Annotated in this window: 12 protein-coding genes; 10 read left to right on the forward strand and 2 right to left on the reverse strand. The window is 73.0% G+C overall.

The features are described 5' to 3' along the window. The first annotated feature begins 74 nt into the window (after window positions 1-74). From ACIG5E_RS03825 to ACIG5E_RS03850, 6 genes are all read left to right on the forward strand, one after another. Window positions 75-404, forward strand: coding sequence for an NAD-binding protein (locus ACIG5E_RS03825; RefSeq protein WP_396531454.1), 330 nt, complete (start codon window positions 75-77; stop codon window positions 402-404). A gap of 36 nt (window positions 405-440) precedes the next feature. After that, on the forward strand, window positions 441-1,418 hold the full coding sequence (locus ACIG5E_RS03830; RefSeq protein WP_396531266.1) for an NAD(P)H-quinone oxidoreductase: 978 nt from the start codon (window positions 441-443) through the stop codon (window positions 1,416-1,418). 118 nt (window positions 1,419-1,536) lie between these two features. Next, window positions 1,537-2,292 carry a hypothetical protein gene (locus tag ACIG5E_RS03835; protein ID WP_396531267.1) on the forward strand — a complete coding sequence of 252 codons (756 nt, stop codon included), beginning with the start codon at window positions 1,537-1,539 and terminating at the stop codon, window positions 2,290-2,292. A 266-nt stretch (window positions 2,293-2,558) separates the two neighbouring features. Continuing rightward, window positions 2,559-3,173, forward strand: coding sequence for a bacterial proteasome activator family protein (locus tag ACIG5E_RS03840; RefSeq protein WP_396531268.1), 615 nt, complete (start codon window positions 2,559-2,561; stop codon window positions 3,171-3,173). Between the two features lie 267 nt (window positions 3,174-3,440). Then, a complete protein-coding gene (locus tag ACIG5E_RS03845; protein ID WP_396531270.1) occupies window positions 3,441-4,868 on the forward strand; it encodes a protein kinase in 1,428 nt (475 codons plus the stop codon). A 112-nt stretch (window positions 4,869-4,980) separates the two neighbouring features. Next, the gene (locus tag ACIG5E_RS03850; protein ID WP_396531271.1) at window positions 4,981-6,699 is read left to right on the forward strand and encodes a protein kinase; all 1,719 of its coding nucleotides are present in this window, start codon (window positions 4,981-4,983) and stop codon (window positions 6,697-6,699) included. A gap of 4 nt (window positions 6,700-6,703) precedes the next feature. Here ACIG5E_RS03850 and ACIG5E_RS03855 read toward each other — a convergent pair whose 3' ends face one another. Beyond that, window positions 6,704-7,804 (reverse strand): phosphotransferase, encoded by a 1,101-nt coding sequence (locus tag ACIG5E_RS03855; protein ID WP_396531272.1) that lies wholly within the window; start codon window positions 7,802-7,804, stop codon window positions 6,704-6,706. Between the two features lie 66 nt (window positions 7,805-7,870). Beyond that, window positions 7,871-8,530 carry a response regulator gene (locus tag ACIG5E_RS03860; protein ID WP_396531274.1) on the reverse strand — a complete coding sequence of 220 codons (660 nt, stop codon included), beginning with the start codon at window positions 8,528-8,530 and terminating at the stop codon, window positions 7,871-7,873. Between the two features lie 425 nt (window positions 8,531-8,955). Here ACIG5E_RS03860 and pdhA point away from each other — a divergent pair, with 425 nt between their 5' ends. The 4 genes from pdhA to ACIG5E_RS03880 all read left to right on the forward strand — a co-directional run bounded on the left by pdhA (window position 8,956) and on the right by ACIG5E_RS03880 (window position 13,947). After that, a complete protein-coding gene (gene pdhA / locus ACIG5E_RS03865; protein WP_396531275.1) occupies window positions 8,956-10,110 on the forward strand; it encodes a pyruvate dehydrogenase (acetyl-transferring) E1 component subunit alpha in 1,155 nt (384 codons plus the stop codon). After that, window positions 10,110-11,084 carry an alpha-ketoacid dehydrogenase subunit beta gene (locus tag ACIG5E_RS03870; protein ID WP_396531276.1) on the forward strand — a complete coding sequence of 325 codons (975 nt, stop codon included), beginning with the start codon at window positions 10,110-10,112 and terminating at the stop codon, window positions 11,082-11,084. Before pdhA ends, ACIG5E_RS03870 begins: the two co-directional genes overlap by 1 nt. A gap of 15 nt (window positions 11,085-11,099) precedes the next feature. Then, entirely contained in the window at window positions 11,100-12,539 is a 1,440-nt protein-coding gene (locus tag ACIG5E_RS03875; RefSeq protein WP_396531277.1) for a dihydrolipoamide acetyltransferase family protein, read from the forward strand. A gap of 175 nt (window positions 12,540-12,714) precedes the next feature. Beyond that, on the forward strand, window positions 12,715-13,947 hold the full coding sequence (locus tag ACIG5E_RS03880; protein WP_396531278.1) for a benzoate/H(+) symporter BenE family transporter: 1,233 nt from the start codon (window positions 12,715-12,717) through the stop codon (window positions 13,945-13,947). The last annotated feature ends 140 nt before the right edge of the window (window positions 13,948-14,087 follow it).

The following is a 14,087-nucleotide window of genomic DNA, read 5'->3' on the forward strand; positions in this document are numbered from 1 at the left end:
TCGAGACGCGCGTGTGGGCGAGCGCCCCTGCCGAGCGCGGCGGGGCGGGCGCATGAGCCGACTCCGACGCATCTCTGCGCCGGGGACGGAGCCGTGGGCGGACGCCGGGATCGTGCTGCCCGCCCGGCGTACGGTGCCCGCGGTGCGGCAGGTCGGCTCGCGGCTGCTGCTGGCGCCGGACGAAGGGGCGCAGCGCCGTCGACACCCTGCTCGGGCAGGGGGTGAAGAAGGAGGAGATCGTCGTCGTCGACCCGCAGCGCAAGGTGATCGAGCACGCCTCGCAGCACGGCCTGGTCGGGGTGGTCGGCGACGCGACCCGGACCGACACCCTGGTGCGGGCCGCCGTGCTGCAGCTCACCGACCGGGTGATCGTCATCAGGTCGACGGCGCAGGGCGGGGCCTGAGACCCGAACCGCCGTGTGGCGCAGTAGGTTCGGGGCATGCATGCGATGACGATTCCCGTACCCGGCGGCCCCGAGGCACTGGTGTGGGCCGAGGTGCCCGACCCGGTGCCCGGCGAGGGCGAGGTCCTGGTCGAGGTGGCGGCCACCGCCGTCAACCGTGCCGATCTGCTCCAGCGGCAGGGCTTCTACAACCCGCCGCCCGGCGCCTCGCCCTACCCGGGGCTGGAGTGCGCCGGGCGGATCGTCGCGCTCGGGCCGGGCGTGGCCGGCTGGGCGGTCGGCGACGAGGTGTGCGCGCTGCTGGCCGGCGGCGGCTACGCGCAGCGGGTCGCGGTGCCGAGCGGGCAGCTGCTGCCGCTGCCGAAGGGGCTGAGCCCGGAGCAGGCCGCGGCCCTGCCGGAGGTGGCCTGCACGGTGTGGTCCAACGTCTTCCTCACGGCCCACCTGCGGCCGGGCGAGACGGTGCTGGTGCACGGCGGCGCGAGCGGGATCGGCACGATGGCGATCCAGCTGGCCAAGGCGGTGGGCGCGCGGGTCGCGGTGACGGCGGGCAGTGCGGAGAAGCTGGCCCGGTGCACCGAACTGGGCGCGGACATCGCGATCGACTACCGCGAGCAGGACTTCGTCGAGGCGCTCCGGGAGGCCACCGACGGGGCCGGGGCGGACGTGATCCTGGACATCATGGGCGCCAAGTACCTGCAGCGGAACGTGGACGCGCTGGCGGTCAACGGGCGGCTGGTGATCATCGGGCTGCAGGGCGGGGTGAAGGGCGAGCTCGACCTCAACACGCTGCTGCGCAAGCGGGCGGCCGTGATCGCCACCAACCTGCGCGGGCGGCCGCTGACGGAGAAGGCGGCGATCGTGGCGGCGGTGCGGGAGCACGTGTGGCCGCTGGTCGAGTCCGGGGTGGTGAAGCCGGTGGTGGACCGGGTGCTGCCGCTGACCGACGCCGCCGACGGGCACCGGGTGCTGGAGGCGGGGGAGCAGGTCGGGAAGGTAGTGCTGACGGCCTGAGCGGTGCCGCGCAGGGGCCCGAAATGCCGCGATTGTCGGATTGTGTGAGGCTGGTCCGGAGCTGTCCCGCCGCCGACCCCGCCCCCGGGCGCGGTCGGCCGTCGGAAGGACTCCGACCGTGGCCGCAACTCCGCACGACGTCCTCGGGCCGCTGCCCACCGCGCCGTACCACCGTCGTACCCGCCGGACCCGCCGTTCCCGGCGGCTGCTCGCGGCGGCCGTGCTGGCACTGACGCTCCCGCTGGCCGCCGTGACCACGGCGGTGGCGGAGCCGTCGCCGAGCGCCTCGGCCCCGGCGGCGGACTCCTCCGCTCCGGACCTCTCGGCCTCGGACTCCTCGGCGCCGTGCGCCGAGGAGCAGGTCGATCCGTCCGAGGGCTCCGGGCCGTCACCCAACGCGGCGCCGCCGCAGCACGCGGTGTCCAACCGGTGGCGCCCGAACTTCGCCGAACTGCGGGCACACCACCACCGACTGGCCTCGGTCGTGCACCAGGTGCCGGACCAGGCACCCGTCCAAGCGCCTGGCCAGGCACCCGTCCAGGCGCCGGACCAGGCTCAGGACCAGGCCGTCGAGCAGCCGCCCGAGCAGCCGCCCGAGCAGCCGCCCGAGCAGCCGCCCGAGCAGGCCCAGGACCCCACGGCCGACCAGTCGGGCTCGGACTCGAACGCGGATGCCCCGGACACCCCGGCTCCCGCCGCCGACCAGGGCGCCGACGCGGCGCCCTCCGGCCAGCCCGTGGCGGTCGCGACCGTCCCGACGGTCCTCCCCGCCCGCTGGCAGGACCCCTCCACCCTCCAGCTGCCGCTGGGCGTGGGGCTGGGGATGATCGGCTGCGGCCTGGGGCTGATCGGCCTGCGGCTGCGGAAGGGCTGAGCCCCGTCGAACCGGCGCGCAGCCGGCGGGCGGAGTGGAGATTCGGTGCGAGTTCCGGGGCGGGGCGACCCGGCGCCGGCGTGGGTTCTGCGACGCCGTGGCGGGTGGCCCCGCGCCGGGCAGGCGGTCCGGGCGGCCCGGGAACTGAGTATCCGTACGGATTCCCGGGCCGGCCGCGGAGGCGTACCGTCGTCACGGGCGGCGCAGGACGGCGGGACGAACGGGGGCTTCCGCCCGACCAACCCCAGTGAGAGAGAATGTTGTTCATGACGAATCCGATGAACGAGCGCTCGTCGCAGGAGCCCTTCCGGGCCGGCGGCGGGCAGTCGCAGGACGGCCAGAAGGTGCTGATCGTCGGACCGGACGGGCTGCCCGTGGGCCAGGGGTTCGCCGGGGCAGCGATGGACGGGGACGACGAGGCGGACATGCCCCGCGAACTCCCGGTGACCGAGATGGTCGAGCAGCCCGCCAAGGTCATGCGCATCGGCAGCATGATCAAGCAGCTGCTGGAGGAGGTCCGGGCGGCGCCTCTCGACGAGGCCAGCCGGGCCCGGCTGAAGGACATCCACGCCAGCTCGATCAAGGAGCTGGAGCTCGGGCTGGCCCCGGAGCTGGTCGCCGAGCTGGAGCGGCTCTCGCTGCCGTTCACCGAGGACAGCATCCCGACCGAGGCCGAGCTGCGGATCGCCCAGGCCCAGCTGGTGGGCTGGCTGGAGGGCCTCTTCCACGGCATCCAGACCGCCCTGTTCGCCCAGCAGATGGCCGCGCGGGCGCAGCTGGAGCAGATGCGGCGCGCGCTGCCGCCCGGTTTGCACGGCGGCGACCTGGACGAGGAGGACCCGGGCCAGGGTCGCGGGATCCGTTCCGGCCCGTACCTGTAGGCCCTGCCGGGCCCGTCGCCGGGCCGGACGTACCACGACGATCCGCCCCGGACCGCACCGCCGCGGGACGGCACCGACGGTCCGGGGCCAGGATCGGCCCTGGACCGATCACCGTCGGCGGAAGCCGATACCCTGACCCCTGTCGCTGGCCGGTCGAGCCGCCGCGGCAGGGGATTGCCGGGCCAGCGGGCCGGGCCCACCACGTACGGACGAGACCGAACGTCACGGTTGCGGCAGCACCACCGCGCCGAGGGGGAGCAGAGGACCATGAGCGAGCACGGCAACGCGGTCGAGGGCTTCTCCCTGGGCAACGGCCGTTATGTGCTGCAGCGGCTGCTGGGCGAGGGCGGCATGGCCTCCGTGCACCTCGCGTACGACAGCGTGCTGGACCGGCAGGTCGCGCTGAAGAGCATGCACAGCGAGCTGGGCCGGGACGACTCGTTCAAGGAGCGGTTCCGCCGCGAGGCCCAGGCCGTGGCCCGGCTGGAGCACCCCAACATCGTCACGGTGTACGACAGCGGCGAGGACATCGCCCCGGACGGCTCCAGCACGCCGTACATCGTCATGCAGCTGATCGACGGCAAGGGCCTGCGCGAGACGATCAACGAGGCGGTCGCCCAGTACGGCGCGGTGCCGACCGAGGATGCCCTGAAGGTCACCATCGGCGTGCTGAACGCGCTGGAGGCCTCGCACGACATGGGCCTGGTGCACCGCGACATCAAGCCCGGCAACGTCATGTTCGACCGCAAGGGCAATGTCAAGGTCATGGACTTCGGCATCGCCCGGGCGCTGGAATCCGGCGTCACCTCGATGACCCAGACCGGCATGGTGGTCGGCACCCCGCAGTACCTGTCGCCCGAGCAGGCCCTCGGCAAGCCGGTGGACGCCCGCTCCGACCTGTACTCGGTCGGCGTGATGCTCTTCGAGATGCTCACCGGCCAGCTGGTCTTCGACGGCGACTCGGCCTTCTCGATCGCCTACAAGCACGTCCAGGAGGAGCCGCCGGCGCCCTCCAGCCTCAATCGTTCGATCACGCCGGTGGTCGACGCCTACGTCGCCCAGGCGCTGCGCAAGGACCCGGCGCACCGCTTCCAGAGCGCGGCCGCGATGCGGGACGAGGCGGAGCGGCTGATCGCGGAGCTGAAGGGCGGCGGCAACGGGCACCAGCTGCAGGCCAGCACTCCGCTGGTGATCGCCGAGGGCCCGCGCTCGGTGCACGCCGCTCCGCAGACCCCGCACCCGTTCCCGCCGCAGCCGCAGCCGCAGCCCCAGTACCAGACCCCGCCGCCCGCGTACCAGACGCCGCACCCGCAGGCGCCGCGGACGCCGCACCCGTTCCCGCAGCAGCCGCAGCCGCAGTACCAGACCCCGCCGCCCGCCTACCAGGCGCCGCGGCCGCAGGCCCCGCACACGCCGCAGCCGCAGTTCCTCCAGCAAGGGGGGCAGCGGCCGCCGATGCACACCCCGGGCCCGCAGACGATGCCGCCGTACCAGCAGCCGAAGCCCAGCAGTGGCGGCTGCTCCACGGCCTTCGTGGTGATCGCGATCATCGTCGGCGTGCTGGTGCTGGCCGGCATCATCATCGCGATCGTGGTCAACAAGGCGGAGAAGACCACCAACGGCAAGTTCCACTCCGAGCGGCCGGCCGCGGTCGTGGTGGTGGGCCCGCAGGCCGACCGGAACGGTCTGCTCTGACGGTTTCCCGCCGCTTCGCGCGTGTCACGGGTGCGCGCCGGAAGCGGTAGCGTTCGGGGATACGTAAGCGACAGGGCACCGCGATCCGAGCGAACGCCCGGGGCGAGGAGCGATGGCACAGACGCAGCAGCCGGACGACGAGGCGGGTGCCCGAGCGGTCGGACGGACCGGCGGCACGCCGAGGATCCCCGAGTCGGGCGGCGAAGCCGCGACCTCCGCGCTGCCGCCGTTCCGCGGCGCCGGCGGACCGCAGACGCCGGGCCGCGGAGTGCCGCTGGGCACCGTCGGTGACGGCCGCTACCGGCTGACCCACCGGCTCGGCCGCGGTGGCATGGCCGAGGTGTTCGCCGCCGAGGACGTGCGGCTGGGCCGCACCGTCGCGATCAAGCTGCTGCGCGGCGAGCTGGCGCAGGACGACGTCGCCCGGCTGCGCTTCACCCGCGAGGCACACGCCGTCGCGGCGCTGAACCACCACGCGATCGTCTCGGTCTACGACACCGGCGAGGAGTACGTCGGGGACGAGTCCACGCCGTACATCGTGATGGAGCTGGTCGAGGGCCGGACCGTCCGCGAGCTGCTGGTGGACGAGGAAGCGCCGCCGGTCGACCAGGCGCTGATCATCATCGCCGGGGTGCTGGAGGCGCTGGCCTACAGCCACCGCAACGGCATCGTGCACCGCGACATCAAGCCCGCCAACGTGAGCATCACCACCACCGGCGCGGTCAAGGTGATGGACTTCGGCATCGCCCGGGCGCTGACCGGCGGGGCCACCACGATGACCCAGACCGGCATGGTCATGGGCACCCCCCAGTACCTGTCGCCCGAGCAGGCGCTCGGCAAGCCGGTCGACCACCGCTCCGACCTCTACGCGGCCGGCTGCATGCTCTACGAGCTGCTCACGCTGCGCCCGCCGTTCACCGGCGACACCCCGCTCTCGGTGGTCTACCAGCACGTCCAGGACCCGCCGGTGCCGCCCTCGCAGGTCAACAGCCGGGTCCCGGCCGGCCTGGACCCGCTGGTGCTGCGCTCGCTCGCCAAGAACCCGGACGACCGCTTCCAGGACGCCGACGAGTTCCGTGCCCACCTGCAGCACGCGCTGCGCGAGATGCACGGCGCGGCCGGGGCCGGCTGGGTCGGCGCCCCGACCGGGATGCCCGGCGACACCGGGGCCACCCAGGTGCTCCGGCCGGACCAGGCGGCGGCCACCCAGGCCTTCGGCGCGGTCGGTGCGGGCGACCAGACCTCGGTCCTGCGGTACTCGGCCGACGGCCGGCACAGCCCCTCGCCCTACCAGGGGCCCGGCGGCCCGTACGGCGGTGGCGGCGAGGTCGACCACGCCGGGGACGGCGGCCGGCGGCGCGGGCCGTGGGGCTGGGTGGCCGGCGGGATCGCCGTGCTGGTCGCGGCCGGGGCCGGGATCGCCTTCGCGCTCAGCGGTGGTGGCGGTGGTGGCAACAGCCACCAGACGACACCCCCGACGCCCGCCCCGGTGGTCAGCACCGCCGAGACGACCACGCCGACCCAGAACGGCCAGCCGACCCCGCCGCCGTCGACCTCCGGCAGCAAGCGGACGCAGCAGCCGACCGAGCCCGGCACGTACGGCGGAAGCGGCGGGAGCGGCAACAACTACACATCGCCGTCGCCGAGTTCGAGCAAGCACACGCCGAACCCGAGCCCGACGCCGACCAGCACCCACAGCGCGACGGCCAGCCCGTCGGCGACCAGCGAGTCCAGCCCGGCGCCGACCTCGGGCGGCAGCACTCCCACCAATCCGGTGCCGCCCCCTACGAAGCCGACGGGCGGTGGGGCCACGCTGCCCGCCACCAACTGACGGATCAGTTGGCGAAGGCGTCCAGGACCTGCTCGTACTCCTGGCACCACCACGCCAACTGGCCCGCCGAGGCGGGGTAGAGCGGGTCGGCCCGGTGGTCGGCCCGCTGGTAGCGCCACTGCAGCATCCAGAAGTCGTTCAGCCGCTCCCACCAGACCCGGTGGACGGCGGCGGCCAGGTGCTCGGCGGTGGCGGCGCCGGAGGCCCGGTAGGCCTGTGAGTAGCGGCGGACCCGGACCAGGTCGAGGGTGCCGGTGGTCCGGTCGTTGAAGAGCAGGGTGGCGGCGCGGACGGCCTCCTCGGCGCGCGGCTGCGGGCCGAGCTTGTCCCAGTCGAGCACGGCGGTGACCTGCTCGCCGTCCGGGCCCTCGTCGTGCAGCAGGTTGAGGCCGTGGAAGTCGCCGTGGGTCCAGCCGGTGGGCGGGGCGTCGCGGGGGTCGGGGCGGCGGTGGGCGTGTTCGGCGAGCAGTTCCAGCCGTTCGTCGAGCCGTTGTTCGACCAGGGCGTCCAGGTCGTCGTACGGTCGGTGCTCGCGGGCGTGGCGCCGCAGGTCGCGGGCGAGTTCGGCGCTGTCGAGGGGGTCGGCGCTGCGGTAGCCGGCGGGCTGGTCGAGGGGGGCGCAGACGTCGTCGAGCGCGCCGTGCAGCCGGCCGAGCAGCGCGCCGAGGGCGTCGCACCGCGATGGTTCGAGCTCCGTACCGTGTCGGTGTCGGCCATCCACCCAGGGGAACAGCGCGAACAGCCGGCCGTTCAGGCCGGCCACCGTCCCGCCGCGTTCGGCGCAGCTCAGCGGGGGTGCCACGGGCAGTCCCAGGGCGTGCAGGTCGGTCATGGCGCGGTGGTGGGCGAGGATCTTCGGGCGGTTGGCGGTGGCGGCGTCGACGTAGCACTTCAGGAAGTACGCGCCGGCCTCGGTGGTGATCCGGTAGCCCCGGTTGAGCAGGCCTTCGGCGACCGGTTCGGCGGTCAGTAGCCGTCCCACCGGGAAGCGGGCCAGGACCTCGGCGAGTGCGCTGCGCGGGACGGGTGGACTGAGGGTCCCTATCGGCGGGGCGGAGAGGTCGGGGCGGGCCGGGGCGCAGGCGAGGGTCTGGCTGAAAGTCACGTGCAGAGGTTATGGCCCCTTGGTGGGGGCCCTTGACAAACCGTCAGGGCTGTGGCAGTGCTCCGGTCAGTACTGGTGGTCGGCCTGGTGCCGCGCCACGTACGCCGCCGCCTGGGTGCGTCGCTCCATGCCCATCTTGGCGAGCAGACTGGAGACGTAGTTCTTCACCGTCTTCTCGGCGAGGTGCAGCTCGTTGCCGATCTGACGATTGGTCATCCCCTCGCCGATCAGATCGAGGATCCGCCGCTCCTGCCTGGTGAGCTGGGCCAGCCGTTCGTCCTCCTTCTCGCCGCCGTCGCGCAGCCGGGCGAGCACCCGGCTGGTGGCGACCGGGTCGAGCAGCGATCGGCCGGCCGCGACGTCCCGGACGGCGGTGATCAGGTCGGTGCCGCGGATCGCCTTCAGGACGTAGCCGGAGGCGCCCGCCATGATCGAGTCGAACAGCGCCTCGTCGTCCGAGAAGGAGGTCAGCATCAGGCACTTGATCTCCGGCAGCCGGGAGCGGATCTCCCGGCAGACCTCGACCCCGTTGCCGTCCGGCAGCCGGACGTCGAGCACCGCGACGTCGGGGTGGACCGCGGGGATCCGGGTGAGCGCCTCGGCGGCCGTGCCGGCCTCGCCGACGATCTCGATGTCGTCCTCGACCGAGAGCAGATCGTGCACCCCCCGGCGGACGACCTCGTGGTCATCGAGCAGGAACACCCGGATTTGTCCGTTATCAGTCACGCCCAAAGCCTCCCATATCACCGTACATAAGGCCTATCGTTCGCAGCGGCGTAATGGCGTGATCCGGCCACAGTCGCCGAAACCGATACCGAGAACCCCCTTACGTACGGGCTTCCGCCCGGATAACGTGCGCTGGTGTCCTGAAGGCGCTCGAATTGAGAGCTGCGTCACGCCGACCGTCACCCCCACCCTTCCGACGGCGAGCCGGACGCGGCACCCTCGGGGTTGTAGGCCCTGAACAAGTAGGACGTCCTAGCGCAAGCGCGCCAAGGGCGGACGCTGGGTAACGTTCTCGTGAGGGACGCCGTCGGAACAGGATCACCACCTGCCACGCAGTAGGTGCGCACACCCACGCGCGCCCCGCGAGGCGGTGACCGGACCGGTCACCGGCGACCCCGGGCGGCCGGACAGACCGAGGAGTGAACGTGACCGTCAAAAGCACGGCGAGGGCTCGCAAGAAGGCGGCCCCCGCTGTCCCTGACACCCTCCGCGCCACGGGGACGGACGTCCAGCCGGAGCTCGTACAGCTGCTCACGCCGGAAGGCGAGCGGGTCGAGCACCCGGACTACCCCCTCACCACCACTCCGGAGGAGCTGCGCTCGCTCTACCGCGACCTGGTGCTGGTGCGCCGGTTCGACGGCGAGGCGACCGCCCTCCAGCGCCAGGGCGAGCTGGGCCTGTGGGCCTCGCTGCTCGGCCAGGAGGCCGCCCAGGTCGGCTCCGGCCGCGCCATGCGCACCGGCGACTACGCCTTCCCGACCTACCGCGAGCACGGCGTGGCCTGGTGCCGCGACGTCGACCCGCTGAACCTGCTCGGCATGTTCCGCGGCGTGAACCACGGTGGCTGGGACCCGAACGAGAAGAACTTCCACCTCTACACCATCGTGATCGGCGCGCAGACCCTGCACGCCACCGGCTACGCGATGGGCATCACCAAGGACGGCGCCGACGACGCGGTGATCGCGTACTTCGGCGACGGCGCCTCCAGCCAGGGCGACGTCAACGAGGCCTTCACCTTCGCCTCGGTCTACAACGCCCCGGTGGTGTTCTTCTGCCAGAACAACCAGTGGGCGATCTCCGAGCCCACCACCACCCAGACCAAGATCCCGCTGTACCGCCGCGCCTCCGGCTTCGGCTTCCCGGGCGTCCGGGTCGACGGCAACGACGTGCTGGCCTGCCTCGCGGTCACCCGCTGGGCGCTCGACCACGCCCGCAGCGGCAACGGCCCGGTGCTGATCGAGGCCTTCACCTACCGGATGGGCGCGCACACCACCTCCGACGACCCGACCCGCTACCGGCTCGCCGAGGAGACCGAGGCCTGGAAGGCCAAGGACCCGATCCTGCGGCTGCGCACCCTCCTGGAGAAGGAGGGCCTGGCGGACGAGGAGTTCTTCGCCGCCGTCGACGCCGAGAGCGAGCAGCTGGGGCTGCGGGTGCGCGAGGGCGTGCGCAGCATGCCGGACCCGGACCCGACGCTGATCTTCGACCACGTGTACAGCGAGCCGCACGCGCTGGTCGATGAGGAACGGGCCGAGTACGTCGAGTACGCGGCCTCCTTCGAGGCGGGGGAGAACCACTGATGGCCGGTCAGCTGAGCATCGCCAAGGCGCTCAACGAGGCGCTGCGCAAGTCGCTGGAGAACGACCCGAAGACCGTCCTGATGGGCGAGGACATCGGCAAGCTCGGCGGCGTCTTCCGGATCACCGACGGCCTGCAGAAGGACTTCGGCGAGGACCGGGTCATCGACAGCCCGCTGGCCGAGTCCGGCATCATGGGCACCGCGATCGGCCTCGCGCTGCGCGGCTACCGCCCGGTGGTGGAGATCCAGTTCGACGGTTTCGTCTACCCCGCCTTCGACCAGATCGTCTCCCAGCTGGCCAAGATGCACGCCCGTGCGCTGGGCCACGTCAAGATGCCGGTCACCGTGCGCATCCCCTACGCGGGTGGTATCGGCGCGGTCGAGCACCACAGCGAGTCGCACGAGGCGTACTTCGCGCACACCGCCGGTCTGCGGGTGGTCACCCCGTCCAGCGCGCACGACGCGCACTGGATGCTGCGCCAGGCCATCGAGTCCGACGACCCGGTCATCTTCCTGGAGCCCAAGCGGCGTTACTGGGACAAGGGCGAGGTCGGCGCCGCCGCCGACCTGGCACTGCACGACGCCCGGATCGTCCGCCCCGGCACCGACGCGACGCTGATCGCGTACGGCCCGATGGTCAAGGTCTGCCTGGAGGCCGCCGCGGCCGCCGAGGAGGACGGCCGCCGGCTGGAGGTCGTCGACCTGCGCTCGCTCTCCCCGGTGGACTTCACCACCCTGGAGGAGTCGGTCAAGCGCACCGGTCGGGCCGTCGTGGTGCACGAGGCGCCGGTCTTCCTGGGCATGGGCGCCGAGCTGGCCGCCCGGCTCACGGAGCGGTGCTTCTACCACCTGGAGGCACCGGTCCTGCGGGTCGGCGGCTACTACGCGCCGTACCCGCCGTCCCGGGTCGAGGAGGCCTTCCTCCCCGACCTGGACCGCGTGCTCGACGCCGTCGACCGCGCGCTCGCGTACTGATCCCGGGGAGCGTAGATGACCACCGAAGTTCGCTCGCTCCGCGAGTTCAAGATGCCCGACGTGGGCGAGGGCCTCACCGAGGCCGAGATCCTCAGCTGGTACGTCAAGCCCGGTGACACCGTCACCGACGGGCAGGTCGTGTGCGAGGTGGAGACCGCCAAGGCGGCGGTGGAGCTGCCGATCCCGTTCAACGGGGTCGTCGAGCAGCTCTTCTTCCCCGAGGGCGCGACGGTCGACGTCGGCACCGTGATCATCTCGGTGGCGGTGGCCGGGGAGGCGGGGGCCGCTCCGGCCGCCGCGCCCGCGCCCGCCGCTGCCGCCGCGACGCCGGACGCCGAGGCCGAGCCGGAGCGCCGGGAGGTGCTGGTCGGCTACGGCCCGCGCACCGGCACCGCGCAGCGCCGGGCCCGGCGGACGACCACCACCACGACGAAGGCCGCCGCGCCGCAGCCGGCTCCGGCTCCGGCCCCGGTCGCGCCCGCGGCTCCGGCCCCGGCTCCGGTCGCCCTGGTGGCCGAAGTGCCGGTCGGTGAGCGGCCGTTGGCCAAGCCGCCGGTGCGCAAGCTGGCCAAGGACCTCGGCATCGACCTGCGGTCCGTCACCCCGACCGGCCGGGACGGCGTGATCACCCGCGAGGACCTGCACGCCTACGCCGCGGCCCAGGCCGCTCCGGCGGCCCCGGCCCCGGCCGTCGAGCCGGTCGTGGTCGAGGCGGCCGAGGCCGTCGTGGCCCCGGTGCCGGTGTCCGGCGCGGGCGACGTCCGGGTGCCGATCAAGGGCGTCCGCAAGGCGACCGCGCAGGCGATGGTGGCCTCGGCCTTCACCGCCCCGCACGTCACCGAGTTCGTCCAGGTCGACGTGACCCGCACGATGAAGTTCGTTCGCAAGCTCAAGGAGAGCGGCGAGCTGGGCCGGGACGTCCGGGTCAGCCCGCTGCTGCTGGTCGCCAAGGCGCTGCTGGTCGCGATCAAGCGGCACCCGGAGATCAACGCCCAGTGGGACGAGGCGGCCCAGGAGATCGTGGTCAAGGGCCAGGTGAACCTCGGCATCGCCGCGGCCACCCCGCGCGGCCTGATCGTCCCGAACATCAAGGACGCCGGGTCCAAGACCCTTGCGGGCCTGGCCACTTCGCTCGGCGAGCTGGTCGAGACCGCGCGCCAGGGCAAGACCTCGCCGGCCGACATGCAGGGCGGCACGGTCACCATCACCAACGTCGGCGTCTTCGGCGTCGACACCGGCACCCCGATCCTCAACCCGGGCGAGGCGGCCATCCTGGCCTTCGGCGCGGTCCGGGAGCTGCCGTGGGTGCACAAGGGCAAGGTGGTTCCGCGCCAGGTGACCACGCTCGCGCTCTCCTTCGACCACCGGCTGGTGGACGGGGAGTTGGGCTCCAAGGTGCTGGCCGACATCGCCGGCCTGCTGGAGTTCCCGAAGCGCCTGATCACCTGGGGCTGACGGCTCACCGGAGTCGACGAAAGGGGCCCTGCTCCGCACCGCCGTGCGAAGCAGGGCCCCTTTCGTCGTGCCCGCCCGTCGACTACCGACGCGGCCGGAGAAGGCGCGGTCGTTCTTCGCGAAACGGTTGAATTTTTTTCGGGAGTCTTCGGCCGGGCTTCGGGATACTGCCGGAATGACGGATGAGCTGACGGTCCGACCGGAGAAGCCGGCGGTCGAGGGTGGGGAACATCGGTCGCTGCGGCGGGACGTGTCGGCGCCGGCACTGCTGGCCGGGCTGGTCTGCGTCGCGGTGTCGTTCTCCGGGCCGCTGGTGGTGGTGCTGGCGGCGGCCGCCGCCGGGCGGCTGGACCCGGCGCACACCGCGTCCTGGATCTGGGGGGTGGCGATCGGCAGCGGGGTGAGCGGCTTCGCGCTCAGCTGGTGGACCCGGACGCCGGTGATCACCGCCTGGTCCACCCCGGGCGCGGCGCTGCTGGTGACCAGCCTGGGCGACTACCCGTATCGGGAGGCGGTCGGGGCGTTCCTGGTGAGCGCGGCGGTGGTGACGCTGTTCGGGGTGACCGGCTGGTTCGGCCGGCTGATCGCCGCGGTGCCGGTGGGGATCGTGAACGCGATGCTGGCGGGCATCCTGTTCTCCTTCGGCGCCGGGATCTTCGGGGCGGTGCACAGCGCGCCGGTGCTGGTGGTGGGCAGCTTCGCCGCCTTCCTGCTGGCCAAGCGGTTCGCGCCCCGGTACGCCGTCCCGGTCGCGCTGCTGGTCGGCGGGGTGCTGGCTGCGCTCACCGTCGGACTGCCGCTGCACCTGGGCGCGGGCGGGCCGACCGTGCCGGTGCTGACGGTGCCGGCCTTCTCCTGGTCCGCGGTGGTGGGGCTGGGGTTGCCGCTCACCATCGTCGTGCTGGCCTCGCAGAACGCGCCGGGCCTCGGGGTCATGCGGGCCTTCGGCTACCGGGCCGACGACCGGCTGCTGATTGGCTCCACCGGCCTGATGTCGCTGCTGATGGCGCCGTTCGGCTCGCCGGGGGTGAACCTGGCGGCGATCACCGCGGCGATCTGCTCGGGCCCTGAGGCCCACCCGGACCCGCGCCGCCGGTACGTCGCGGGGATGTCCTCGGGCGCGCTGTACGTGCTGGTGGGCAGCTTCGGCGGGGTGCTGGTGAGCCTGTTCACCGGGCTGCCGAAGGAACTGATCGCGGTGATCGCCGGGGTCGCGCTGCTGGCCTCGCTGCAGGGCAGCCTGGCGGCGGCGGTCGCCGAGGAGCGCGGGCGGGACGCGGCGGTGGTGACCTTCCTGGCGAGCGCCTCGGGGATGAGCCTGTTCGGCATCGGCTCGGCCTTCTGGGGGCTGCTCTTCGGGCTCGGCACCCACCTCCTGCTGGACCTGGGGAAGCGCTCCCCACACTGATCGGCGGGATTGATTGGTATGACCAGGACGATGCTGATCATTCGGCCAGGTCGGTGACATTTTCGTCCGCCGGTAGGGGCGACACGCCGGTCCGGGTACGTCTTCGCTCCACCACCCGGGCGACACCGGGTGACCGGAGC

This window comes from Kitasatospora sp. NPDC053057 (assembly GCF_044546945.1).
Taxonomy (GTDB): Bacteria; Actinomycetota; Actinomycetes; order Streptomycetales; family Streptomycetaceae; genus Kitasatospora.

Excerpts from the sequence above, each read along its gene's own strand:
- ACIG5E_RS03830 (WP_396531266.1), top strand. The coding sequence starts at position 441 with ATGCATGCGATGACGATTCCCGTACCCGGCGGCCCCGAGGCACTGGTG.
- ACIG5E_RS03840 (WP_396531268.1), top strand. The coding sequence starts at position 2,559 with ATGACGAATCCGATGAACGAGCGCTCGTCGCAGGAGCCCTTCCGGGCC.
- ACIG5E_RS03845 (WP_396531270.1), top strand. The coding sequence starts at position 3,441 with ATGAGCGAGCACGGCAACGCGGTCGAGGGCTTCTCCCTGGGCAACGGC.
- ACIG5E_RS03850 (WP_396531271.1), top strand. The coding sequence starts at position 4,981 with ATGGCACAGACGCAGCAGCCGGACGACGAGGCGGGTGCCCGAGCGGTC.
- ACIG5E_RS03870 (WP_396531276.1), top strand. The coding sequence starts at position 10,110 with ATGGCCGGTCAGCTGAGCATCGCCAAGGCGCTCAACGAGGCGCTGCGC.
- ACIG5E_RS03875 (WP_396531277.1), top strand. The coding sequence starts at position 11,100 with ATGACCACCGAAGTTCGCTCGCTCCGCGAGTTCAAGATGCCCGACGTG.
- ACIG5E_RS03880 (WP_396531278.1), top strand. The coding sequence starts at position 12,715 with ATGACGGATGAGCTGACGGTCCGACCGGAGAAGCCGGCGGTCGAGGGT.